This is a genomic window from Peribacillus saganii (genome assembly GCF_003429095.1).
Lineage (GTDB): Bacteria > Bacillota > Bacilli > Bacillales > DSM-1321 > Peribacillus > Peribacillus saganii.
This window is the reverse complement of the sequence record NZ_QVTE01000017.1, coordinates 19326-44443: the sequence shown is the minus strand read 5'-3', so window position 1 is coordinate 44443 and position 25118 is coordinate 19326. Positions and strand designations below refer to the sequence as shown.

General features: G+C 41.5%; 26 protein-coding genes and 2 riboswitches. Of the genes, 5 read left to right on the top strand and 21 right to left on the bottom strand.

What is annotated here, in order from left to right; translation table 11 throughout:
* Window positions 1-12: 12 nt before the first annotated feature.
* The 11 genes from D0469_RS07845 to D0469_RS07790 form a co-directional block, all read right to left on the bottom strand.
* Window positions 13-681: a methionine ABC transporter permease gene (locus D0469_RS07845; protein WP_117326097.1), complete on the bottom strand. Its 669-nt coding sequence runs from the start codon at window positions 679-681 to the stop codon at window positions 13-15.
* Window positions 674-1708, bottom strand: coding sequence for a methionine ABC transporter ATP-binding protein (locus tag D0469_RS07840; RefSeq protein ID WP_117326095.1), 1035 nt, complete (start codon window positions 1706-1708; stop codon window positions 674-676). Before D0469_RS07840 ends, D0469_RS07845 begins: the two co-directional genes overlap by 8 nt.
* A 122-nt stretch (window positions 1709-1830) precedes the next feature.
* A riboswitch (SAM riboswitch) is annotated at window positions 1831-1946 on the bottom strand.
* Between the two features lie 166 nt (window positions 1947-2112).
* Window positions 2113-3429, bottom strand: coding sequence for an O-acetylhomoserine aminocarboxypropyltransferase/cysteine synthase family protein (locus tag D0469_RS07835; protein ID WP_117326093.1), 1317 nt, complete (start codon window positions 3427-3429; stop codon window positions 2113-2115).
* 84 nt (window positions 3430-3513) lie between these two features.
* A riboswitch (SAM riboswitch) is annotated at window positions 3514-3615 on the bottom strand.
* Window positions 3616-3686: 71 nt separating this feature from the next.
* Entirely contained in the window at window positions 3687-4037 is a 351-nt protein-coding gene (locus tag D0469_RS22120; RefSeq protein WP_117326091.1) for an SCP2 sterol-binding domain-containing protein, read from the bottom strand.
* A gap of 280 nt (window positions 4038-4317) precedes the next feature.
* The gene (locus tag D0469_RS07825) at window positions 4318-4626 is read right to left on the bottom strand and encodes a thioredoxin family protein (protein ID WP_117326090.1); all 309 of its coding nucleotides are present in this window, start codon (window positions 4624-4626) and stop codon (window positions 4318-4320) included.
* Window positions 4627-4630: 4 nt separating this feature from the next.
* Window positions 4631-4993 (bottom strand): toprim domain-containing protein, encoded by a 363-nt coding sequence (locus tag D0469_RS07820; RefSeq protein WP_117326089.1) that lies wholly within the window; start codon window positions 4991-4993, stop codon window positions 4631-4633.
* A gap of 233 nt (window positions 4994-5226) precedes the next feature.
* Window positions 5227-5610, bottom strand: a complete 384-nt coding sequence (gene gcvH, locus D0469_RS07815) for a glycine cleavage system protein GcvH (RefSeq protein WP_117326088.1) — start codon at window positions 5608-5610, stop codon at window positions 5227-5229.
* A gap of 96 nt (window positions 5611-5706) precedes the next feature.
* On the bottom strand, window positions 5707-6063 hold the full coding sequence (locus D0469_RS07810) for an arsenate reductase family protein (protein ID WP_117326087.1): 357 nt from the start codon (window positions 6061-6063) through the stop codon (window positions 5707-5709).
* Window positions 6064-6594: 531 nt separating this feature from the next.
* A complete protein-coding gene (locus D0469_RS07800) occupies window positions 6595-8379 on the bottom strand; it encodes an acyl-CoA dehydrogenase family protein (protein WP_117326083.1) in 1785 nt (594 codons plus the stop codon).
* Window positions 8380-8450: 71 nt separating this feature from the next.
* Window positions 8451-9629 carry an acetyl-CoA C-acetyltransferase gene (locus D0469_RS07795; RefSeq protein ID WP_117326082.1) on the bottom strand — a complete coding sequence of 393 codons (1179 nt, stop codon included), beginning with the start codon at window positions 9627-9629 and terminating at the stop codon, window positions 8451-8453.
* A 217-nt stretch (window positions 9630-9846) separates the two neighbouring features.
* Window positions 9847-12237, bottom strand: coding sequence for a 3-hydroxyacyl-CoA dehydrogenase/enoyl-CoA hydratase family protein (locus D0469_RS07790; RefSeq protein WP_407675734.1), 2391 nt, complete (start codon window positions 12235-12237; stop codon window positions 9847-9849).
* 175 nt (window positions 12238-12412) lie between these two features.
* Between D0469_RS07790 and D0469_RS07785 the strand changes: the two genes are divergently transcribed.
* Window positions 12413-12544 carry a YuzL family protein gene (locus tag D0469_RS07785; RefSeq protein ID WP_117326272.1) on the top strand — a complete coding sequence of 44 codons (132 nt, stop codon included), beginning with the start codon at window positions 12413-12415 and terminating at the stop codon, window positions 12542-12544.
* 258 nt (window positions 12545-12802) lie between these two features.
* Here D0469_RS07785 and D0469_RS07780 read toward each other — a convergent pair whose 3' ends face one another.
* The 4 genes from D0469_RS07780 to D0469_RS07765 form a co-directional block, all read right to left on the bottom strand.
* Window positions 12803-13717, bottom strand: a complete 915-nt coding sequence (locus D0469_RS07780) for a proline dehydrogenase family protein (RefSeq protein ID WP_117326079.1) — start codon at window positions 13715-13717, stop codon at window positions 12803-12805.
* 392 nt (window positions 13718-14109) lie between these two features.
* The gene (locus D0469_RS07775; protein ID WP_117326077.1) at window positions 14110-14916 is read right to left on the bottom strand and encodes an ABC transporter ATP-binding protein; all 807 of its coding nucleotides are present in this window, start codon (window positions 14914-14916) and stop codon (window positions 14110-14112) included.
* Between the two features lie 318 nt (window positions 14917-15234).
* Window positions 15235-16290: a FecCD family ABC transporter permease gene (locus tag D0469_RS07770; protein WP_117326076.1), complete on the bottom strand. Its 1056-nt coding sequence runs from the start codon at window positions 16288-16290 to the stop codon at window positions 15235-15237.
* Window positions 16290-17291 (bottom strand): FecCD family ABC transporter permease, encoded by a 1002-nt coding sequence (locus D0469_RS07765; RefSeq protein WP_117326074.1) that lies wholly within the window; start codon window positions 17289-17291, stop codon window positions 16290-16292. Before D0469_RS07765 ends, D0469_RS07770 begins: the two co-directional genes overlap by 1 nt.
* A gap of 232 nt (window positions 17292-17523) precedes the next feature.
* Between D0469_RS07765 and D0469_RS07760 the strand changes: the two genes are divergently transcribed.
* Window positions 17524-18510: an ABC transporter substrate-binding protein gene (locus tag D0469_RS07760; protein WP_117326072.1), complete on the top strand. Its 987-nt coding sequence runs from the start codon at window positions 17524-17526 to the stop codon at window positions 18508-18510.
* 240 nt (window positions 18511-18750) lie between these two features.
* Here D0469_RS07760 and D0469_RS07755 read toward each other — a convergent pair whose 3' ends face one another.
* Together D0469_RS07755 and D0469_RS07750 are read right to left on the bottom strand one after the other, a co-directional pair.
* Window positions 18751-18906 carry a DUF1540 domain-containing protein gene (locus D0469_RS07755; RefSeq protein ID WP_117326071.1) on the bottom strand — a complete coding sequence of 52 codons (156 nt, stop codon included), beginning with the start codon at window positions 18904-18906 and terminating at the stop codon, window positions 18751-18753.
* 53 nt (window positions 18907-18959) lie between these two features.
* A complete protein-coding gene (locus D0469_RS07750) occupies window positions 18960-19772 on the bottom strand; it encodes an IucA/IucC family C-terminal-domain containing protein (protein ID WP_233522983.1) in 813 nt (270 codons plus the stop codon).
* Here D0469_RS07750 and D0469_RS07745 point away from each other — a divergent pair, their 5' ends adjacent.
* Window positions 19773-19979, top strand: coding sequence for a hypothetical protein (locus D0469_RS07745; RefSeq protein ID WP_117326070.1), 207 nt, complete (start codon window positions 19773-19775; stop codon window positions 19977-19979).
* A 32-nt stretch (window positions 19980-20011) separates the two neighbouring features.
* On the opposite strand, the gene D0469_RS07740 is transcribed toward D0469_RS07745, so the two are convergent.
* The gene (locus D0469_RS07740; protein WP_158553387.1) at window positions 20012-20743 is read right to left on the bottom strand and encodes a GGDEF domain-containing protein; all 732 of its coding nucleotides are present in this window, start codon (window positions 20741-20743) and stop codon (window positions 20012-20014) included.
* Between the two features lie 158 nt (window positions 20744-20901).
* Window positions 20902-22077, bottom strand: coding sequence for an FtsW/RodA/SpoVE family cell cycle protein (locus tag D0469_RS07735; RefSeq protein ID WP_117326066.1), 1176 nt, complete (start codon window positions 22075-22077; stop codon window positions 20902-20904).
* A gap of 1049 nt (window positions 22078-23126) precedes the next feature.
* On the opposite strand from D0469_RS07735, the gene D0469_RS07730 reads away from it, so the two are divergent.
* Both D0469_RS07730 and D0469_RS21020 read left to right on the top strand, forming a co-directional pair.
* Window positions 23127-23450: an ArsR/SmtB family transcription factor gene (locus D0469_RS07730; protein ID WP_117326064.1), complete on the top strand. Its 324-nt coding sequence runs from the start codon at window positions 23127-23129 to the stop codon at window positions 23448-23450.
* A 583-nt stretch (window positions 23451-24033) separates the two neighbouring features.
* Window positions 24034-24198, top strand: coding sequence for a hypothetical protein (locus tag D0469_RS21020; RefSeq protein WP_158553386.1), 165 nt, complete (start codon window positions 24034-24036; stop codon window positions 24196-24198).
* 72 nt (window positions 24199-24270) lie between these two features.
* Here D0469_RS21020 and D0469_RS07725 read toward each other — a convergent pair whose 3' ends face one another.
* Together D0469_RS07725 and fosB are read right to left on the bottom strand one after the other, a co-directional pair.
* On the bottom strand, window positions 24271-24594 hold the full coding sequence (locus D0469_RS07725) for a DUF948 domain-containing protein (protein WP_117326062.1): 324 nt from the start codon (window positions 24592-24594) through the stop codon (window positions 24271-24273).
* Window positions 24595-24691: 97 nt separating this feature from the next.
* Window positions 24692-25057: a metallothiol transferase FosB gene (fosB, locus tag D0469_RS07720; protein WP_117326061.1), complete on the bottom strand. Its 366-nt coding sequence runs from the start codon at window positions 25055-25057 to the stop codon at window positions 24692-24694.
* Window positions 25058-25118: the final 61 nt, after the last annotated feature.

The window sequence follows — 25118 nt, the reverse complement described above, 5'->3', positions numbered from 1 at the left end:
TTCCCATCTCCTTTAACGTTTATCTAATTTAGAAGTTATTAAATCTCCAATAAATTGGATGATAAATACAATTAATAATACAACAATTGTCGCAACAAGTGTTACATCATTTCGGTTCCGCTGAAAACCTTCCAGATAGGCGAGATTTCCAAGGCCGCCTGCACCAATTACTCCGGCCATCGCTGTATAGCCAACAAGTGCAATAGCGGTAACTGTTATTCCTGAAATAAGAGCAGGCATTGATTCTGGAAGAAGGACCTTCCAAATAATTGTACTAGTCTTCGCACCCATTGACCTGGCTGCTTCGATAACACCTTTATCTATTTCCCTGAGCCCGATTTCTACCATCCTAGCATAAAATGGAGCAGAACCGATTATAAGTGCAGGCAGTGCCGCGTTTTCCCCGATCATCGTTTGCATGATAAACATTGTAAATGGAATAAGCAGAACGATTAGGATAATAAATGGTATAGAACGGAAGATGTTGACGAATGCACTGATAATTCCGTTGATCATTCTATTCTCCCAAATATTTCCCTTTGATGTAAGGAAAAGCAATAATCCTAGTGCTATTCCAAGTATAAAAGTTACAGCAACTGAAATAGCAGTCATATATAATGTTTCATTTGTTGCTTCAAGTATTCGATCCCAACTAACATTTGGAAACATGTTTTCAATCATTTGAAATGACCTCCACCCCTACCTGCTGCTGCTTAATGAATTCAAGAGCGTGGTCAATTTCTTCCGCAGGTCCGTCAATATGGATAAATAACGTTCCATAGCTGCCATCCCTCGTTTGGGAAATCTTCCCTTGAACGATATTGACATCCAATTTAAAATTGCGGATAAGCTGAGTAATTAGCGGATTCTCAGCACTTTCCCCTACAAAGGTCAGCTGTATCACTTCACCATCAGGGAAACGGTCAAGCAGATGTTCCACTGTTTCCTTCGTTTCTTCAGGCTCGGTTACCTGCTGGACAAACCGCTTTGTAATAGGCTGCTCCGGATTTTTAAACACATTAAGCACCGGTCCGATTTCAACTACTTTTCCTGCTTCCATTACAGCAACGCGATTGCAAATTTTCCGGATGACATGCATTTCATGGGTAATCAGTACAATCGTTAATCCCAGTCTTTTATTGATATCCACCAATAACTCCAGAATAGAGTCTGTGGTTTGGGGATCAAGCGCTGAAGTAGCTTCATCACAGAGCAATACTTTCGGATTGTTGGCAAGAGCTCTTGCAATACCTACTCTTTGCTTTTGCCCCCCGCTAAGCTGAGATGGATAGGCATCTTCTCTTCCTTCAAGCCCAACCAGCTTAATCAGTTCATTTACCCGCTGCCGTCTTTCTTCTTTTGGCAGCCCGGTAATCTCTAGAGGAAAAGCAATGTTCTCCCTTACCGTCCTAGACCAAAGAAGATTAAAATGCTGAAAAATCATACTGATTTCATGACGTGCTTTTCGCAAGCTCGAACCCTTGATTTTGGAAACCTCTTTTCCCGCAACAACTACAGAACCGGATGATGGTGTTTCCAGTCCATTAAGCATTCGGATAAGCGTACTTTTTCCTGCACCGCTGTACCCAATGACACCAAATATCTCACCCTCATCGATAGTAAGGCTGATATCATCAACGGCCACAATTGAGTCTTTTGCTTTCAGACCCGATTTAAATATCTTGCTTACATTTGAAAGTGTAATCACTGCTTCTCCCCCCCTCTTCTCCATTAATCTTTGACTCTAATTTATATGTTCCCTCGAATAGCCTGAAAAAATAATAAAAGCCTTTCTGCACATGAGCAGAAAGGCTTTACGTTTTTACCTTTCTCTCATCTTTCAGAGCCGTTTTCCGGCTCTGTGTGAATTGGCACCTTTTCAAGGAAAATTCCTTGCCGGTTGCCGGGTTTCATCGGGCACATCCCTCCACCTCTCGTGATAAGAGCTATCTATTTGATTGTTAAAAAGTATGTTCTATTTTCAGGTACGAGTGTGATTTTATCACGGTGAAAAGTAAGTGTCAACGGATTAGATATAAAAATTAGCAGCCAATATTTTGAACTCAGGAGGAAGCTTCAGCAGAAACAAGAAAGCTGCTTATTTTCGAAATCCTACACAGTTCTTACGGCTCGTGAAGTTATACCTGTAGCTATTTCAATTGCCTGCTCCAAATCATCAATAAGGTCATTAGCGTTTTCAATACCTATTGAGAGCCGGACCAAATCCTCAGTTACACCGGACTTTTTCAAATCCTCCGGCAGCAGCTGCTGGTGGGTTGTGCTGGCTGGGTGGATAATCAAGCTCTTTGCATCACCTACATTGGCAACGTGTGACCACAGGACTATATGATTGATTAGCTTGGCACCTGCTTCTCTCCCCCCCACAATGCCAAATGTTAAAACAGAGCCAGCCCCCTTTGGCAGATATTTTTCAGCAAGCTTCTTTGAAGGGTGGTTTTCATCCCCGGGATAGGAAACCCATTTAACTGCAGGGTGGTTTTTTAAATAATCCAAGACTATCTTTGTATTGGCAATATGCTCCTTCATTCTTACATGCAGTGTTTCCAGCCCCAGCGTGAATTGAAACGCGCTGGTCGGGCTTAATGCCGGCCCTAAATCCCTCAGCAGCTGTACCCGCGCTTTTGCAATGAATGCTGCAGCCCCCAGTGCCTCGCTGTATACCAAATTGTTATAGCTTGAATCAGGCTCTGTGAATGCTGGGAATTTAGGAGAATTCCAGTCAAACTTGCCACCATCTACGATTATGCCGCCCATAGTGGTGCCATTTCCAAGCAGCCATTTTGTAGCAGAATGAACGACAATATCCGCTCCGTGGTCAATCGGACGGCAAAGATATGGCGTAGCAAAAGTATTATCTACTATAAGAGGAATTCCTTCCTCATGGGCAATCTTCGCCACCTCTTCAATATCCAGGACATCCAAGCTTGGATTACCAATCGTTTCCCCAAAGAGCGCCTTAGTCTTTGGCGTAATGGCATTGCGAAAGTTTTCAGGGTCTTTCGGATCGACAAAGTGAACCTTGATTCCGTATTTCGGGAAAGTATTGGCAAATAAATTGTATGTCCCCCCATACAACGTGGAAGCAGATACGATTTCATCTCCAGCACCTGCAATGTTAAGAATGGAAACCATAATGGCTGCCATCCCGCTTGAAACTGCTAAGGCCCCGATGCCTCCCTCCAGCAGTGCAGTCCTTTCCTCAAATACTGTGACTGTAGGGTTATGAATACGTGTATAAATGTAGCCCTCTTCCTTTAGGCCAAACAAATTTGCTGCATGATCTGTGTCCTTAAAGAGAAACGCGTTGCTCTGGTAAATCGGAACCGCCCGCGCACCAGTAACGGGATCTGCATTAAGGCCGCCATGAATACTTAGAGTTTCAAAACGGTAATTTTTGCTTTCTGCCATACTCTCATCTCCTAACTGGTTATTTGATAAGTTAAAGTAAAAAACAAATAAAAAACCTCTTCCAAGAAGAGGCTGGTCTATCTCTCCCTATCTTTCAGAGTTATACTCTGCTGGAATTAGCACCGTGTACTACATACCGGTTGCCGGGCTTCGTCGGGCCAGTCCCTCCGCCTTTCTTGATAGCTATTCATCAAGTCTTTATAGGAAATATATCACGGTAACGTCAGCCGGTCAATTATTTGCGTGAATATTCACAATTATTTCACTGCATAAGGCTTACATAGTAAAAACAAGGATTCCAAAAATAGAATTTCTCTGAATCTGCCTGTAACTTTAATGTCACCTCTTCTCATCATCGTTTGCAGTCTTGCTTTCCCATTCAAAATCTCATGTATTGATTGCAGGTTGCCAGAAATAATTACGTCCCTATTGGTGTCCCCTTCCCTAGCATCTTCACTTCCGCTCAATGTGAAGTGGCTTTCTTCTTCCCCCGAGATAAAGTGAACCCTAATATTCTTTTGCTGTATAAGTGATTTTAAATGTTTTCTATCCTTTATATTATCTTTAAGCAGTGCCAGTAGCTCCTCTATGAAAATCCCCCATTTCATAATGGTTTTAGTAAAATATTTCCACGAAGATAAACAAAAATCCTTTTATATCCTGTCGACATTTAATGAGATAAAGAGACAATCAGCTAAGCAATGTCTGTCATATTTCCCAGAAAATAAGTTTTCTGTCGGTATATGTAGATATGCGTACAGCTATCTCATAGTGTATAGATAAACGAAAATAAAAAAATCCCTGTCTCTAGACAAGGATTCTTAATTTCATTATTTATTTGGAATCAAACCGATAGCTATCTATTCTAAGAACTTATATCAGGCAGTATTAAGAGATTCCCTTTAATTCTTCAAATAAGTATGGGACTGAGTGAAATGCATAAATTTTCTTTTCCAGCTTCCCATTTTTAAAAATCAATAAACAGGGAACACTTTCGATTTCATATTGTGAGGCAATATTCTTCATATAATTAAGGTTCATTTTTCCGCATTTTATCCCAGGCTGAACCTCCAGGGTAACCGTTAGCATCTTCGTTGCGACCTGGCAAGTACCACACATTGGGGTATATAAAAACAAACAGAATGACTGCTTCCATTGAATTGATAGGTTCAGTTCTTCCTCTGCCCATTCCTTCATATTTTTAATTCATCCTTTGTTCCAAATATTCTGCGTAAACATCTATATTCGCGGTCAGCAATACTGTGGCAATGTGATACTTCGGAGCAGTTGCCACCTCACGATACATCCTATCGATATAGAGATGAACCGCGTCAGGCATTTCCCTTTTAAATTGCTTTCTAAGCTTTTCTCCTGACTCGTCCGCATCTACCAGGATAAAGACATCTTTGTTATACAATTCATCCACAAGTTCATCCAGTCTCGTTAAGGAAATGGTTCCATTCGTACAGATTATTTCAACATCCTCTTTAACTACACTTTCAACCTTGCGCTTATCCGAAGATCCTTCGACAATGATAACCTTTTCAGAATAAACACTTTCCATAACTTATCCTCCTGACAAGAAAAAAACGGATGGTGTACCGAGACTTCGTCCCACTTATATAAAGTCATTTGACGGAAGAACAGCAACTGTGAAGCCACAATGTGTTTTAAAGTAATATAAAAGAGTCAGGCAATACCCTAAATTCTATATTCAGCTGAATAGAAATATAAAGATGTGCTTTTTCCTTGTTAATTGGTCAAAAAAAGGAAAGGCCCATGCCTCTCCTTAAGCAATTAATCTTCTTTTGTCATTTCTTCGTATTGCTCTGCGGACATAAGGTTATCCAATTCACTTACGTCAGAAGGCTCGATAACGATCATCCATGCTTTTTCATACGGAGATTCGTTTACATATTCAGGATTATCATTAAGATCCTCATTTACTTCAATTACTTTTCCGCTAATTGGCGCATAAAGTTCAGAAACCGTTTTTACAGACTCAACGCTCCCAAAAGGCTCATCAGCAGTTACTGTATCCCCAACTTCCGGAAGCTCCACGAATACGATATCCCCAAGCTCAGATTGGGCAAAATGCGTAATGCCTACACGCACGTTTTCTCCCTCGGTTTTTACCCATTCATGTTCTTCTGAGTAGCGAAGTTCTTTAGGTGTACTCATAACAATCCCTCCAAATTAATAATAGATCTATTTTAGTATAATAGATTTTTCCTTTTTTTAAAGGTGAGCGCCTTCAAAATTTGCTGTTTTTTGTATTTAAAGCCATTTTTCGGAAAATTCATCTTCCTTAAATCCGACAGTCACCGAAGATCCGTCCGTAACAATTGGCCTTTTAAGCAGCATTCCGTCGGTTGAAAGGATGTCCAGAAGTTCTCCGATTGATGCATCCTTTATCCTATCCTTTAATCCCAGTTCCCTATACTTCTGGCCACTGGTATTAAAAAACTTTTTTATGTCTAGCCCGCTCTTCTTATATAATTCCTCGATTTGCTGTCTGGCTGGCGGATTTTCCGCGATATGTACAGGCTCATACTTGATATTATGGCTATCCAGCCATTTTTTTGCGTTACGGCAAGATCCGCATTTCGGATACCAATAAAACGTTACCGTCATAAATTCACCACCTTAAGTTAGCATAACCGTTCTGTTGCCTGAATACAAAAAATATGCTGTCAAAATTTAATATAATTTCGCTGTTAAACTTGCCTGTTGATTTCCGCTCTAGTGGCGGTTCGGTAGCCTCCTCGGCGCATCTCTGCCTGCAGGGTCTCCCTTGACCCGCTTTTCCCACAGTACTTTGAATTGGATTCGCCGAATAAGCACCGCACGAGAAATTGCAGATGCATTTTCAAGGAGTCTCACACCTTCCTCTCCACTATAGAAAAGCGAAAGCGCCCTGAGTAGAGGAACGTCGGCTATAGGCTGGAACGTCCTGTGCGTCGGAGCTTTATTTTCCTGCGGAAAAAGGTGCTGGCTGCTGCAGCTAGACATCAACAAAGTGCCACTATCAACAATGAGTTTTAACATGGCCTATAATTTAGAAAAGCTTTAACCAATCTCTAATAAAAACGAGAATATCCATTTGGATATTCTCGTCTGTATTCCTTGGCCAAAAAAGCTTCAGTAGCCAGTAGACTCATATTTTTATAAAACAAATCTTTCAGCTTCAACCAGCTTCTCAGCTGCTTCACGCTTTTTGCCGATTACATTGATCGGTGTATGTCTAGTGAATTTGCGCAGTGCGGAAAGCATCATCCGAAGAGTATCTCCGCTTTCAACAGCCAATAGGGTCTCTTTTGCATGCTGTTCAATTAAGTTGAACGCTTCCTGGCAGAAAATTTCAGTATAAAGCAGTTTTTGCTGATTCTTTTCGAGGCCAGATTTCGCAATTGCTTTTTCTGTGCGCAAAACGGCTGATTCCATTGCATATGCCAAGGAAACGATATCAGCTATATTCACAAGCACCTCTTGCTCATTTTCAAGCGCTTTACCGAATTTCTGAACTGCTAATCCTGCTGAAAGCAAGCCGATTTTCTTGGCATTTTTCACTAAATGTTTCTGGGCTGCAAGCGGCTCGTCGCCTGGTTCTTCAGGCATCATCATCATCAATTCTTCCTGTAGAGCCTGAGCTTTCTGGAATAACGGCAGCTCGCCCTTCATTGCTTTACGGATGAAAGTGCCTGGCACTAGCAGGCGGTTAATTTCATTTGTCCCTTCAAAAATACGGTTAATTCTTGAATCGCGGTAAGCTCTCTCAATTTCATACTCTGCCATAAATCCATAGCCGCCATGCAGCTGTACGCCTTCATCGACTACATAATCCAGCACTTCAGATGCGAAAAATTTGTTTAAAGAACACTCGATCGCATATTCTGCAACGGATGCCGCTACCTTTTTACGGTCTTTTGCTTCTTCATTCGTCAGTCTGCCCATGTGGTCTTCGAATAGACCTACTGTACGGTAAACTGAGCTTTCTGCTGCATAGATTTTAGAAGCCATTGTGGCTAGCTTTTCTCTTGTGAGGTTAAAAGAAGAGATCGGCGTCTTAAACTGCTGTCGCTGGTTTGTGTAGGCAGCAGCGATTTGGAATGCACGTTTTGATCCGCCTACAGCTCCCACTCCAAGCTTGTAACGGCCAATATTAAGGATGTTAAACGCAATAACATGGCCTTTCCCAGCTTCGCCAAGCAAGTTTTCTTTTGGGACCATAGCATCCTCGAGAATCAATGTACGTGTAGACGAGCTCTTGATACCCATTTTCTTTTCTTCAGGCCCAACAGATACACCTGAATATTCCCGCTCAACGATAAAGGCCGAAAATTGCTCTCCATCAATTTTTGCATATACTACGAAAACGTCGGCAAAACCGGCATTGGTGATCCATTGCTTTTCACCATTCAATACAAAGTGAGTGCCTTCAGCATTCAATTTAGCTGTTGTTTTTGCCCCTAAGGCGTCTGAGCCAGATCCTGGTTCAGTCAATGCGTAAGCAGCAATTTTTTCTCCGGTAGCCAATAGAGGAAGATATTTTTGTTTTTGTTCTTCGTTACCGAACAGGACGATTGGAAGAGAACCGATCCCAACATGTGCTCCATGAGTGATGGAGAATCCTCCTGCCTGCGACATCTTTTCTGAAATCAAAGCAGAACTGATTTTATCAAGGCCAAGGCCGCCATATTCCTCCGGAACATCAGCTCCAAGGAGACCAAGTTCGCCTGCTTCTTTCAGCAATCTTACTGAATGCTCAAATTCATGGTTTTCAAGCTTTTCTACAACCGGGAGTACTTCATTTACTACGAAGTCTTCTGCTGTTTTCGCGATCATTTTCTGCTCGTCCGTATAGTCCTCTGGAGTAAAAACGTTTTCATATGCAACATCTTCAATTAAAAAGCTGCCGCCTTTAATAATGCTCTCTGTTTGATTTGACATCCTTTTTCCTCCTTAAAATATAGGAATAATTATATTTTTGATTCCACTTAGGGAATACGGCATTTTGTTCATTAAGCCAAAAGTTCGAATACCCCGGCAGCGCCCATTCCGCCACCGATACACATTGTTACAACACCGAATTGAGTATTTCTGCGCTTCATTTCATGCAGCAGGGAAAGTGTCAGCTTGGCTCCTGTACAGCCAAGCGGGTGGCCAAGTGCTATTGCTCCACCGTTCACGTTCACAATTCCCTCATCCAGTCCCAGCTCCCGGATAATCTGTATGGATTGGGATGCAAAGGCTTCGTTCAGTTCAAACAAGCCAATATCAGACAGCTCAAGTCCAGCCAGCTTTAAAGCCTTGGGAATAGCCGCAACCGGCCCTACACCCATGATTTCCGGCGGGACTCCCGCTACGGCGAAAGATCGGAATTTGCCCATTGGCATTAAACCAAGTGAGGACGCTTTTTCACTGTCCATTACCATTACTGCTGCTGCTCCATCGCTTGTTTGCGAAGCGTTTCCTGCGGTTACAGAGCCTGTTACTGAGAAAGCAGGCCTTAATTTACCCAGAACCTGAGCTGTAGTGCCTTCACGGACACCCTCGTCCTGGGAAAATTGAAAAGATTGTTCCTTCAGTTTGTTGTCTGCACTAACAGACCGAATTGTTACATCCACCGGAACTATCTCATCGAGGAATTTGCCTTCTGCAATAGCTTTTGCTGCCTTTTGATGGCTGCGTACTGCGAATGCATCCTGGTCTTCTCGGGAAATGCCGAATTTCTTCGCAACCTCTTCTGCTGTATGGCCCATACCCATGTAATATTCAGGAGCTGTTTCAGCAAGCTTCGCATTAGGGCGGGTAACATGGCCCATCATCGGCACTAGGCTCATCGACTCTGCTCCGCCAGCAATAATGGTGTCGCTCTGTCCAAGCATAATACGTTCTGCACCATAAGCAATGCTCTGCAGACCGCTTGAGCAGTAGCGGTTTATTGTTATGGCTGGCACTGTGTAGGGAAGCCCAGCCAGTGCACCAATATTTCTCGCCATGTTCAAACCTTGTTCGGCTTCAGGCATGGCGCAGCCAATTATTAAATCATCTATATTTCCTTCATAATTTCCGGCACGCTTTATTGTCTCTTTTACTACCAAAGCCCCTAAATCATCCGGCCTTACAGTGGCAAGAGAACCTTTTTTCGCCTTACCTACAGGAGTCCTGGCTCCTGCTACAATTACCGCTTCTCTCATGAGGATCCCCCTTAATTAGAAATGCGCAAGCGCCCAAGCAACGGAATAACGGCTAGTACCGCCACGTCCTCACAAAGCTTCTCCGCTCTGTTTCGTGCGATGTATCGCTTCCGTTGTGCTTGATGTGCTGGTGTCGAGCTTTTATTCTTACGGAAAAAAATTGCTGGGCGCTGGAGCTAGAAATTTATAATAAGTGAAAATTTATTAACAATCTAAACTAGTTACGAAGAGGTTTGCCTTTTAAAAGCATGTGCTGCATTCTTTGCTGTGATTTTGGCAGTGCAATCAGGCTTAGGAATGCTTCGCGTTCCAAGTCCAGCAGGTATTGCTCATCGACTTCCGTACCGTATGGTACCTTGCCGCCAGCGATTACATAAGCAAGTTTCTTCGCAATTTGCATATCGTGGTCAGAAATAAAACCTGATAGACGCATAGCTTCGGCTCCCAGAAGCAATGCTGCATAGCCTGTTTCACCAACAACCGGAACCTTTTGGCGGATCGGTGCTGTATATCCGCTCTCCTGAAGGGCAAGTACAACCTGCTTGGCATCGTAAAGCAAATGGTCGCCATTCACGCTGATGCCATCTGCGAAGTTTAAGAAATTGTATTCTCTAGCTTCGGCAGCAGAAGTGGATACCTTTGCCATCGCAATTGTTTCAAATACTTTATTCGCCACCTTCTGAAGGTCAAACTCTACACCCTTCGGCATGCTCTTCAAATGCTTAATATATAATTCTTTATTGCCGCCGCCTCCTGGAATGAGACCGACGCCTACTTCCACAAGTCCCATGTATGTTTCAGAGGATGCCTGGATATGTGCAGCAGGGAGACAAACCTCTGCTCCTCCTCCGAGTGCCATAGCAAACGGAGCAGCCACTACAGGTTTATTACTATATTTGATTTTCATCATAGCTTGCTGGAAATGGCGGACAACCATATCCAATTCAAAAATATTGTCGTCCTGTGCTTCCATAAGCATCATTGCGAGGTTTGCGCCTACACAGAAATTTTTGCCCTGATTTCCAATTACCAAGCCCTTATAGTTCTTTTCAACTTCATCCACAGCGAAATTAATCATTTGCACGATATCAAGGCCGATTGCGTTGCTTTGGGAATGGAATTCGAGTAACGCAACTCCATCACCAATATCAATAAGACTGGCGCTTGTATTTTTCTTGATGACACCCTTCTGTTTTTTCAGTGCTTGCAGATTGATAACTTTCGGATTCTCAACCAATTCTTTATATTCACCGTTGGAATAATATAGAACTTTCCCTTCCGCTTCTTTGTAGAAGGATGTATTTCCGTTTTTTAGCATCTGCTTGATCCACTCTGGAACCTGTAGTCCTTGTTCCTCCATTTTGGCTGTTGATTTCTCTAGGCCAATTGCATCCCATGTCTCAAAAGGTCCCTGTGACCAGCCAAACCCCCATTTCATCGCCTGGTCAATCGCTACAATATCATCAGCTATTATGCCAAGCAGGTCAGCCGAATACAGCATTACAGGGCTGAAAATATTCCATAATAGTTCGCCCGCACGGTCATCGCTATATACAAGCGCTTTCATTTTGTTCGCTAACCCTTTTTCCTGTTTACTTAACTCTACCGAAGCCGCTTTTAATTTCTTTCTTTCTTCATATTCAAGAGTCTCCGGATTCAATTCGAGGATCTCTTTTCCTTTCTTCAGGAAAAAGCCTTGTCCAGATTTACTTCCAATCCACCCATTTTCCACCATTTTCTTCAGAAATGCCGGGATTTCAAAAATTTCTTTTTCATCACCTTCAACCTGGTCATATACGTTCTTTGCTACATGGACGAATGTATCAAGCCCTACTACGTCCAAGGTACGGAAGGTGGCACTTTTCGGACGGCCGATGAGCGGGCCTGTTACAGAGTCAACTTCTCCTACACTGTACCCGCCTTTCAGCATTTCGCGGACAGTCACCAGCAGCCCATATGTTCCAATCCGGTTCGCAATGAAGTTGGGCGTGTCCTTTGCTTCAACTACACCTTTTCCAAGCACGTCTTCACCGAAAAGCTTCATGAATGAAAGAACGTCAGGATCAGTATCCTTAGTCGGTATAACTTCAAGAAGTTTCAAATACCTTGGCGGGTTAAAGAAATGAGTGCCAAGAAAATTCTTTCTGAAATCCTCAGAACGACCTTCTGCCATGGCTTCAATTGAAATTCCTGATGTATTTGATGATATGATACTTCCTTGCTTCCGGTATTTGTCAACCTGTTCAAAAACAGTTTTCTTAACAGCAAGGTTTTCAACAACTACTTCAATTACCCAGTCAACTTCACTGAGACGTTTCATATCATCCTCGAAGTTCCCTGCTTCGATCAAAGTAAGGTTTTTCTTTGAGGTCAGCGGAGCCGGCTTTTGTTTTAACAGCTTTTGTATGGCTCCCTGGCTGATTCTGTTTCTAACGGCTCTATCTTCAAGGGTCAATCCTTTTTTCTTTTCATCCACAGACACTTCCCGAGGCACTATATCCAATAACAATGTAGGTATGCCGATGTTCGCAAGATGTGCAGCAATTCCTGATCCCATAACACCTGAACCTAAAACAGCAGCCCTTTGAATTTGTCGAACCAAGTTCATATCCCCCTTACATATTTGTTGAATGAATACTCATTCATTTTATTTTCAAAAAAAATTTCAAGCAATTTCCTGATACTTTAACTATAAAAGAAGTTGGAAAATTCCGCAATCACTAATATCTATTTTTTAAACTTTTTTTGCTAATCAGGGGAAATATATAATGGGGGGTGAAAAAATGGCCAGACTAAAAAAGAATCCTTCTAAGTCAGGCGTCAGCGCTGCAAGCGTGAAGGGAAATGCAGGTCCCCATGCGGAACGAGAAGGACCGAAAAAAGTAAACAGCCAGAACAACCAGTTTAAAAAGTAGGGCTAGGTCAAAAGAAGACAACCTGCTGTCACAAAATGTTATTTCCGTGAAAATAAATTTAATCTGTGATTATAAAAGTTTTTCCGGAAAAATTCCTCTCTTTTCCGCAAGACTTATATTGAAAATTAAATTTATTCCATAAAATGCCCGCATGTTGATAAATCCGCAGAAGACCCGTATTTACTATTAAAAGTGATACGGGTCTCTGCTTTTAATCATTCATCCTGGTGATAGTTCCAAGAAAGAAAACGTAATTTATTACTTGAACATTCCCTTAAGCACAAATGCTACGTTTGCCGGTCTTTCTGCCAGGCGGCGCATGAAGTATCCGTACCAATCCGTCCCATAAGGTACATACACTCGCATTTTATAGCCTTCCTTAACCAATTCCAGCTGTCTTTCTGACCGAATGCCATATAACATCTGGAACTCAAATTGGTCATTAGAAATATTATGATCTTTTACCAGCTGTTTTGTATATTCGATCATTGCATCATCATGTGTGGCGACAGCTGTATAGTTTCCATTGAGCAAATGCATTTTAATAATGGTTTTAAAGTTGTCGTCTACATCCTTTTTTTCAGGAAAGGCCACTTCAGGAGATTCTTTATAGGCTCCTTTTACCAGCCTCAAATTTGGATGAAATTCATTAAGATCTTTAATATCATTTACTGTCCTGTACAGGTATGCCTGGATAACCGTACCGACGTTATCGTATTCGGATTTAAGCCTTTTAAAAATATCTAGACTCTTTTGGCACCTTGAAAAATCCTCCATATCAATGGTTACAAATACATGATTTTTCTTTGCTGCTTCAAGTATGCGGCGCATGTTCCTCATAACTACTTCATCGGAAATATCAAGTCCCATTGAGGTCATTTTCAATGATAGCTGGGAATTCAGTTTTTGTTTGCCGATTGCTTCAATGGCCTTGATTGAGTTGTCAGCCATTTCATCTGCTTCGCGCTCATTATCGACAAATTCCCCTAAATAATCAATTGTCACTGCAAGGCCTTGCTTATTTAGATTCTGGATAACTGCTGCTGCTTTTTCAACAGTTTCTCCCGCAACAAATCTGGCAGCCCCAAATTTCAAGCCATATTTTTTTGCCATTCTTGTTAAACTTCTATTTTTAGAAAGGAAGAGAAAGAAATTTCTCATTGCCTGCTCCATAAAACGCCCCCTGAAAACGCTTTATTATTTTAATATAGAAATAAATCTAAATTTCGACAGATCCATTTTAGCATCATTCCTGATATTTGAATATGAAGATTATTTAGAAAAAGGCAATCGCCGTGTTAAGCCCTGCCTTAAGAAATGTGGAATAAGTTCTGGCAGGGATGAAATCTAAGGCCATTTCAACCTCCGTCCGGCATCAACGTCAGTGCATCGTCACAAAGTGCAGCTTTTGTTTCGTGTGATACTTCGCTGCCGAAGCGTTCCTTCTCCTGTACGAAAAACTGGCGGAAGAACTAGACATCTGCAATCTTTGAAAAGCTATGCTTCGTAAATAAAGACCTATCAAAATAGGTCCAATTTAATCATATCTTCTATTATCATAGTATTCACTGACCCTTAAGAATGCATCTTCCTTTTCCATAAGGGATACACAACGGCGTTCCAAATAATGGGTCCACCGTCACTTCACAATCCATGCTGAACACGCTCTTCACTAGATTACAGTTAATTACATGCTCTGGTTTGCCTTGGGCATAAATTCCTTGATCTTTAATCGCAACGATATTATGCGCATAGCGGCAAGCAAGGTTAAGATCATGAAGAACCATTACAATTGTTCTTTGCTCCTTCTCATTAAGCTCGAATAGCAAATCGAGAATTTCAATCTGATGAGTCATATCTAAATAGGTGGTCGGTTCATCCAATAAAAGAATATCCGTGTCCTGGGCAAGAGTCATTGCTATCCACGCACGCTGCCTCTGTCCCCCAGACAATGAATCGACTGTGCGATCTTTCAGCTCTTCAAGCCCCGTTGCTTTTAAAGCATATCTTACCTTAGTTTCGTCTTCTATGGACCACTGTTTCAGCCACGATTGATACGGATATCGGCCCTGCTTCACCAACTGAAGTACCGTAAGACCTTCCGGAGCTGTTGGAGATTGTGGCAATATCGCCATTTTTTGAGCTACATCCTTTGTAGAAAGCTTGGCTATCTTCTGCCCTTCCAGCAGTACTGCCCCTGAACTAGGTTTAAGAAGCCGGGCAATGGAACGCAAAATTGTAGATTTCCCGCAGCCATTTCCCCCGATAAATACTGTAATTTCTCCTTTTGGAATCTCAAGATTAAGTTCATTTATAACCACCGAATCCCCATATGAAAGTGTCAGGTTATTTGTTTCAATTGAAAGTTCCAATAATGCCCGCTCCTTTTTCAAAGATGTAAATATTGCATTTTTAACATGTACCGATGTCTAGCTACAGTGCCCAGCAACTTTTTTTCCTCAGGAAAATAAAGCCCCGGCGCACCGGACGTCCTAGACCTTAGCCGACGTTCCTTTTTGAGGGCGCTTCCGCTTTTCTATGCTGTCTAGCTCCAGCGCCCAGCCCCTCGAATGTTGTGACTAAGAGCCGTCACAACCTTGGTCATAAGCCAATCACTTCGGAAGGCAAAAGGCGCCTTCTGTCACCGCTTGTCTTATGCTGTCAGGGCTGACCAGGGCGCTTCCGCTTTTCTAAGCATTCCTGGTTTTAAATAATAGGTAAATAAAATATGGTGCTCCTATACATGCAGTAAAAACACCAGCAGGTACTTCCAAAGGAGAAAATAATACTCGGCCTGCCAAATCAGCTAGCATTACGATTATTCCTCCCAATAATGCTGACACAGGCAACAACGCTCCAAAAGCTGATCCAACCATTCGTCTGGCCATGTGCGGCGCCATCAGTCCTACGAAACCGATTCCGCCGGCAAAAGCAACGGATCCAGCAATAAGGCCCGTACTAAGCATTAATAACGTGAACCGTTGCCGTTGTACTAGTCCTCCTAAACCTGTCGCTACCTCATCACCGAGTTCTTGAATATTTACATTGCGTGCGTATATAAAGGCAAACGCTGTAAGCACCAATATCCATGGTACTAAAACAGCCACGTTTCTCCACGTTGAACCGTATACTGTTCCAGTAATCCACATGTTTGCCTGACTGGTCTGATAGATCGGTCCCAAAAGCATCATCAAGGTTGTTAAAGCCTTGGTTAATCCCATCATGCCGATTCCTATGAGTACAAGGCGGACAGGAGAAACTCCTTTGTTCCAAGCGAACATATAAATAAGAAACGCGATAATTGCCGCCCCTACAAATGCAGCAACAGGCATCCATTTAACACTGACTGTGAGTACATGATTTTTATCACTGAAAATGGCTAAAAAGCCGACTACCGCAACCGCTGCACCTCCGGTAATTCCCAAGATGTCTGGAGAAGCAAGCGGATTCCGGATCATCCCCTGCAGCAACCCTCCAGCGACTGCTAATCCCATTCCAGCCATTGCAGCTACAATTATTCTTGGCAAACGGAATGAGTTGATAACAAGGCGGTCCATTTCCGTTCCCCCGCCGAATAATACTTGCAGCACCGTAAGAGGACTGAGCTTTAATTCACCTAAACCGACACTAATCAGAAAGACAGACAATGCGCCGGCAAGGAGTGCAATGAAAACGAGTAATGCCTTTTTATCAATTAAGAAGGAAATATTCCCTTTAAACGGCCGAAAGATTTTGTATTGCCCCATTACCCATTAAACCCCTTTCTCGCGATATAAATGAAGAAGGGGGTTCCGATAACCGCTGTCATTACACCAACTGGGACTTCCTGAGGCATCAAAATGTATCTGGACGCTATATCAGCCACAAGGAGCAATACCCCGCCCAATATGCCGGAACACGGAATAACCCACCTATGGTCAATGCCGACAATGAAACGTGTTAGATGCGGTACCACAATACCTATGAATCCTATTGGACCTGCAACGGCTACTGCTCCGCCTGACAGAACGATAACAATCATCCCGATGATTATTTTTAAGAGTCCAGTGTTTACACCAAGGCCTTTTGCTACGTCCTCGCCCATTGATAAAACATTCAGCTTTGCAGCAATCAGAAAAGCAATAGCCCCTCCCGCTGCCAAATATGGAAGCACAGCTGTTAAATTATCAAGCTTGCGGCCGGAAACTGATCCAGCCAGCCAAAACAGTACCTGCTCCAAGGCAGCTTCATTTAATACAAGAAGTCCCTGGGTTAAGGATGCAAACAGCGCGGTCATGGCTGCTCCTGCTAGAGTAAGCTTCATCGGGGTTAATCCTTCCCTTCCGTAGGAGCCAATGAAATAAACACTTATTGCAGCTATAGCTGCCCCCGCAAATGATAACCAAGTGAACAATTGCAAATTGCCAGCACTGAACACAGTTACGGCTATTACGACAGCCATACCTGCTCCGGCATTTATTCCGATGATGTCAGGTGATGCTAACGGATTTTTTGTTAATGTCTGCATTAGAACACCTGAAATAGCTAAACTTGCACCCACCGCAGCAGCAATTAATGACCGGGGCAATCTTACCGACTGAATAATAATATGTTCATTTGAACCATCAAACGCAGTGAAGGCATCAATAGCCATCTTCCACGTGGTATCTGTATATCCATAAACAACACTAGCACACATTAAAAATAGCAAAAATATAGTTCCTAAAAGGAGTCCATTCCATCTCTGTCCTGTATTTTTCAAAAGCATACCTATATAATCCTTCCACCAAAATATTGAAAGATTCTTTTTCAGTTTTCAGTCTATGGTAACCGTCTAACTCTGTCAATGAAAATCATTTTCAATTACCAGCATCTTTTTCTTTTATAAATGAAGATGAAAATCATTATCATTTTATTATTGACATAGATGGTTAAGCGTTTTAAGATAAATTTGTAACTGAAAACGGTTATCATTTATATTTTTTAGGAGGATACATAACATGAAAGGTTTTAAACTTTCTTTTACCATCATTTCGTTATTTGCATTAATCCTTCTTGCAGCTTGTGGAAATACATCGGAAAAGCCAGCTGCCAGCAATCAAGCGGACAAAAAAACAGCGGATACAAGTTACACTGTAGAACATGCAATGGGAACTGCTACTCTGGAAAAGAAGCCTGAAAAAGTTGTCGTTCTAACAAACGAGGGTACAGAGGCATTACTCGCTTTAGGAGTAAAACCGGTTGGTGCTGTTCAATCCTGGCTTGGCGATCCTTGGTACGACCATATAAAAGATGATATGGATGATGTAGAAGTGGTCGGAGTTGAAGGAGAAGTAAATTTAGAGAAAATTGCAGCGTTAAAACCGGATTTAATTATCGGGAACAAATTAAGGCAAGAAGCTGTATATGAACAATTAAGTTCGATTGCCCCTACAGTCTTTTCAGAAACATTACGGGGAGATTGGAAAGAGAACTTTAAGCTATACTCTAAGGCGCTTAATCTCGAAGATGAGGGAACTAAAGTGTTAAGCGATTTTGATGCACATGTTGAAGAAGTAAAACAAAAACTGGGCGATAAGGTCAATCAAGAAGTGTCTGTTGTAAGATTTATGGCTGGCAAAACTCGAATATACTATACTGATTCATTTTCCGGGATTATTTTTGACCAATTAGGATTTAAACGCGTCAAAGAACAGGAAGAGCTGTTTACCCCAGAAAATAAACTAGGTAAACTTGCGATCGATGTTGGAAAAGAAGTATTACCGAAAATGGATGGCGATATCCTTTTCTACTTCACATATGCTCCACAAGGGGATAAAGAAGCATTGAATACTGCAAAAGAATGGACAGAAGATCCGCTTTGGAAGAATCTTGATGTTGTAAAAAATGGAAATGCCCACGAAGTTAGTGATGCGACCTGGAATACTGCTGGCGGGGTGCTCGCTGCAAACATTATGCTTGATGATCTAGAAAAAATTATGCAATAAAAGCGCAAACGCTCTGCAAGAGCAAAAACGGCGTGAAAAAGAAACCTCGGCGGTCTAAGATCGCCACGCCCTGTAGTGTCGTCGGCACTAGCACTCCTGTGCGTCGGGGTTTTATTTTCCTCCGAAAAAGTTGCTGGCGGATGGAGCTAGACATCTAGTTAAAAACGTAATACTTTCTTAAAAACACAAACCCGGCCAGGAAAAATTGGCCGGGTTTTTTAGGTGTAATTAAAAACGCTTTTAGACTTGCGGTTCAAATGTTTTGCAATCTGTTTCCTCCGTAGTAGAAGCCTGTTTCCCTTTATGGCTTACTACATAAATAGAATCAGCGCTGCACTTATTTCCAGAGGCCCAATAGCTGCAATTATTTACTTCACAAAGAACATCTTTAGCCATAGTTTCCACCCCCTTACCTCTATTCTTGGCTTTGGAAGGAGGAAAGATACAGCTTATTGACTCTTGGTGGACGGAAGATTATTGCAATTAGTTTCTGCGTTTTTTTTACTTCGAAACGCACAGTTCCCTTTAGGGCAATTGGAACAGAAGTCCTTGCTGCCAGCCAGTTCGTGGTATAGGCAACACGTTTTCCGGATTCGGATTGATTGATTAACGCCAGCTTCAGGGCAGTATCTTTTCAGAGGATTTTCCTTTTCCCCGAAAACATGCCCTGGTGCATCTTTAATCAAATAAAGCAAATCCTCCTGCGTACGGGTATTTGCTTTTAAATCGAGCTTTTCCCCTATTTTCTTTTCATATAGCCAGAAGACATAAACCGCGGTGTTTTCCCACAAAATAGCTTTAGGAATTCTGGTTGCTGCCGAAAGAGAATGCCATATTTTTGTAATATTGCCGGCAAAGAGCTCCGTAAGGACCTTTTCTCTCCATTCGGAATGATTTTGATCCGGCTCGCTTACACTTAAGTCCAGTAACCGCAGGTTAGGCACCCATTGATCACACAAATATTCAGCCTCAATCTGAGTATTCTCTATTGTTGAATTCAACCCTTTTGAAAAAACAGACATAGCATATAAAACTGGAGCGGTAGTCAAAAAGCTGTACCTTTTCGAAAATTGTGAGGCTGTGACAATGTCAGAAGGTGACTGAAATACATCCTTTAGGTCTTTTATATAAGACAGGCATTTTTCTGTATCCCATAATTCCAGTGCGTTAACGGATCCATTTTGCATCCTCGATGCATGTGTGGTAAAGCGAAAATTCCTTGAAAGATAACCGATTTCAGAAGGTCCCAATAAGGGGTCCATATGCTTAAATCCCTCCGCCTGCTGTTGAATTATGCTGTATTAATTGTATTATATATAATTGTAAATGATTTTCATTATCACTTCAATCTATTTCAAGTCATCGGTACAATCCTTGGCAGGCACCAAAAAGCAGTTGAAGGAGAGACGGAAGCATCCTATCCTTTAACTGCTTTTTACGCGCATGAAATGCATTGGGCGATTATGTAATTTATATAACTTTGCTTTCCTTGTTTTGCTGACTATTGAACTGCCTGCGAATTTACCAGATCTGTTCTTCCTCTCTTTACCTCATATAACATATCATCCGCCAGCTGAAGCAAATCCTTGGCCTCCTCCTCATTATAGGGGGTCGCAGATGCCAAACCATGACTTGCCGTTAAGTAAGGAGACTTTAGAGAATTCTCATGAACGATTCCGAGCTTGTTAATGTTGTTTTTTAATTCCTCCGCCATTTTTTGTCCATCTGCATAACTTGTACGAGGGAGGATTATTACAAATTCTTCACCGCCAAAACGGAAAACCATCCCAGGATAGTCAATAGCAGCTTCTAGGGTGCGTGCAACAGTTTTTAAACAATCATCCCCCGCTAAATGGCCATACGTATCGTTGTATGATTTGAAGTAATCGAGGTCAAGGATCATAATAGTCAGAGGCTGGTTTTCCTCCGCCATTTCTTTCCAAGTTTCAGTATAATAAACATCGAAAAATCTCCTGTTTGGAATTCCTGTTAATCCATCTGTATAGGAAAGTTCTTTTAACTTCTCATTCCTTTTTTGAAGCAGGCAAACATTTCGATATGCCAAAACAAGTGTTACGATTAATGCTGTATGCATTACTGTATACAGCATTCTTTGCGGAATGCTATCTACTTCAAAAAATAATGCTGATATATCAATAACCACTACAACAGCAATCAGAAAAATCAATATATAAAAGTATTTAGCACTCTTTTTCTCTTTTAGCTTTTTCATTGATAGCCCCCCAGTAACTCCTTTGCCCGCATTTCTTACCATAAATAAATACCCAGTTAAAGCATGTAGAAACCCTCCAATAGTACTTTATTCTTAAATAAAAAAAACAGGTGCCTTTGATTTTGCACCTGTTTTACTAAAAACATTTAATTTAACCTTTAAGTATCAGTAGAGAACATGTACTTTTTATGATGGTAACGGATACTGAAAATTAACCCAATACCAAGCATATTTCCCAAAAGCGAGCTTCCTCCGTAACTGATGAATGGAAGCGGAATACCTGTGATAGGCAGCACGCCAATCGTCATGCCGACATTCTGGAAAACGTGGAAGGTAATCATACTAATGACACCAACGCAGAGATACGTATAAAAATCGTTCTTCGTTTCCATACCGATTTTGGTAATGTGGTAAATCAGCAGAAAGAACAGGGAAATCACAATGCTTGAGCCAAGGAATCCAAATTCCTCGCCTATAACACTAAAAATGAAGTCAGTCTGGCTTTCCGGTAAGTATACTTCCCTGGAACCTACTCCCTTGCCTATTGTTTGCCCAGAACCAATTGCCAGAAGTGACCTCGTTAACTGATATCCAGTTGATCCGGCGTTATTATATGGATCAAGCCAGGAGTAAATACGGTCAAATTTATATTGTTCGACACCAAGGTATTTTTCAAGTATTTCTGGATGCCAGAGAACAAAGTAAAAAATCACCGATATTATCGTAACCCCAGTAGCAAAGATAGGGAACAAAATCTTCCAGGAAATCCCTGAAATAAAAATCATCCCCAGCATAATTGACAATAAAACAAGAGATGTCCCTAAATCGGGCTGTTTCATGACTAACCCGATAGGAAGGAATGTGATCAGACCAATTTTAGCCAGAAGCCATAAATCGGTTTGAACGGTTTTTATCCGATTGTTTTGGTTATGGACGGAAACCGTATTGGCCAATGCCAAAATCAGAAATACTTTCATAAACTCTGAAGGCTGAAGCGATCCGATCAGTGGAACCCTAAACCAGCTGCGGGCTCCATTAATTTTTGGCACAAGACTGTCCGGTGAAATAATTAAAAGAACCAGCAGCACTATCCCGAATCCGTACGCATACCAAGACAATTTTCTAAGCTGGTCCGAGTCGAGACTAATTACTCCAAAGATGATACCAGTACCGACCGTGTAAAAAACCAGCTGTTTTAAGAGGAAGTTCGTGCTTCCATATTGCCCGGTTGTTTGGGCACTGTAAATGGAAAGGCAGCTGGTCAGAAATAAAAGAAATAAAATCAGGGCAAGTCCATAATCAATACGAGAAGAAAAATTTTTATCCGATTGCATATTAACTCTCCTTATAGAAAAGCGCAAGCGCCCTGTTTTAGAGGAAGAACGGCTAAATTCGCCACGTCCGCATGTCTTCGCCGTTCTGACCCACATCCTGACTAAAGGAACGTCGGCTAATGACTGGCACGTCCTGTGCCAATCGCCGACGCCAGCACATCCTGTGCAAGTCCGGCAAGCATAAGACGAACGCTGATGGAAGGCTCTCTTTGCCTTCTGAAGCGATTGGCTTATGACCTGAGTTGGGATGGAACTTGACCGCAACAAAGGGTTGTGACGGCCTTTGGTCACAACATTCGGAGCCGACTAAGTTCGCCACGTCCTGTGGCGACGTCGGCACTAGCACGTCGTGTGCGTCGGGGCTTTATTTTCCTGCGGAAAAAAAGTTGCTGGGCGCTGGATCTAGTCATCAGTACATGTTGAGACAGTTATACTTTTTACATTCAAGATCATGCGCAAGTTCTGTTACTTGCAATAATAACCGCTAATCATACCTTACCCATTATACTTCATCAAGATGAAATCTCAACGCTCAATAATGGGCTGGATATTATTTCTATACCAATTATTATACATAAAGGAAATGCAGATTCCGATTAAGAGTAACTTCCCATTTTATTGCGAGCGCTTTCCTTTTTAGTTACCTTAGTTCTATAAGGGTTAACCGTATATTTATCACTAATCTCCCTAGAGAATCTAAAACTGACTTTCAGAGATAACTGATTCCCCAAAAACGGAAAACCAATTTATTAAGTTTTGATTGGGTTGATTATGTATTATAGTTAAAAGCATAAAAAATGCTAAATAATTTGGCTTTTAATTGCAATCGCTGAAAAACGTGCGATTATGAAAGGCTGCATCTTACAGAAGGAAATAAACTGGAAGCTGCAAAGCTATTGCATATCAGTAACACGAGTCTATACGAAAAGTGCAAGCTTTACGGAATTTAAGAAAGGCCAATTTCTTCCCCCTCTTGTCTCCCTTTGATGTACTGCGATATAATAATGAAAGTAAATCAATTTAATTTGATTAAAATGGGGTGAAGAAAAATGGGCAGCGAAACGCCGGAAAATGCGTCCGTACTAAATCGGTTCCAAGGTTATGAACGCAGCTTCAAAGCTTTGGCAGATGAGAAAAGACTGCATATTTTGCATTTGCTTTGCACAAAAGGATCCATCTGTGTTTACGATTTAACCGAGATTATGGGGCTGACCCAGTCAAAACTATCATACCACTTAAAAATTCTTTTGGATGCTGACCTAATCTCCAAGGAAACGAAGGGTACCTGGAGTTACTACCATATAAACGAATCAGAAATAAATCAATTGCTTTCGCTTGAACTGTGCCGCTTTTTTAAGCCGGCAAGAAGCTGAATTCGGCTCAGGACGGGGCTAATTATATTTTAAAGATTAAAACGCATGGAGCTGTCCATGCGTTTTTTGCTAATCATTTTAAAATTCCAGTATCAGGTACACTAATATCCGACCATCAAAAGAGCAGAGTTTTGATACTTATGTATTCAGACGATCCGTTTTCCCTCTTGTTAAAGAGCGTAAAAGATTCCATGCTTTAAATTTGCAGATCATTTCTCCTACTGTAGTTCATTTTACTGGAGTTCCCCATGGAGTGTTATTAATATGCAATGCTCCCAGGGAAGTACCAATTAATGGTTGAAGTGAATATCCCCCTGGATGTTTGACATGTTTTCATTAAAGGGTATAAATTACTAATTTCACATAAAGATTTGACCATTTTATCCGTACCGGCTTCTTGATCGTTACCTATTGCGTAACGGTTTGTCTTCCTTATTACAGAAGTGTTATTTTGCTGATTTTCCACTTCGTGTAGCTCTGATGGATAACTTAAACAACTTAATGAGCAGATGAGTGTATATTTTCCGACGAGAAAAGCATACTGAGCCTAGAATATGCACAGTAGCTATAGGAGTGATCGTAATTGTACGACCAAGAAGAAATAAAAATTTTCAAAAAAGAACTTAGCCGATTAAAGACTGATTTTGAACGCTGTCCGGTAAACAGCGTTAGAAAAGAAATTTCAGAGGATATATGTTTTTTGCAAAGTATTATTCAATCAGTAGAGAACAATAATCATCTTCAATAAAAAATGATCCGAATATCCAAAAAAATCCCTTTGTCCTGAGATTATCTGGACAAGGGATTTTTCTCCTTAAGCCTATTGTCTGCTATTAGCAGTGACAGGCTTGCGTTTTGCCTCTTTCCAAAACTGTTTTATTGGCTCGGGAGTCTCCTTGGCTTTTTCAACTACGGCCATTACAACTTCTTTCTTTTCCTGAATATCTTCCGTGAATTGCTGCTGGTTTAGCATAAGCCGGTCTTTTTCTTGCATAATGGTATCGGTTTTTGCCTGAATGCGGGCAGTTGTATCTGTCACATCCTGTAATATCGGTTTGGTAGCCTTAAAAGTTCTTACTGCAGAAATTGCTAAATATACAAGGCTCCCGACTACAATTAAAACACTCAGATAAACGATGACCATGCTGAATATACCTCCTATCGTTGTTTCTTTTTATTTACCCTTTTGGCCTCTTCCGGAAACAGCGAATAGAATGAAACAAAGAGCAGGCAAGCTATCATCAATCAAAGAAAACCATATGGTCCTTTTCATCCCGATAATAGGAAAGCCGGTCTTCAAGTGTTCCTGTATGAAACTCAAATGTATGTCCATCCGGATCAGTGAAGTAGATTGATTGTTTATCTCTTTCATTTCTTTCCCGGCCCTGCAGGATATTAACGCCAAGATCCTTAAGCTTTGCTTCCATCTCATTGATATCCCCCGGATCAATACTAAAGGCAATGTGTGTATAGAATTGGTGGATGTCATTTCGCTGAATGCCTTCTTCTGTATTTAATGCAAGCCAAATGCCATTTAAATCAAAGTATGCCAGCTTCCTTCCTTTGACTAATAATTTTTCCCCCAGCACATCCTGGTAAAAAGCAATTGACCGGTCCTTTTGTTACGCCTTTTAACAAATTACTATCAGAAATGCGTAAGCGCCCTAG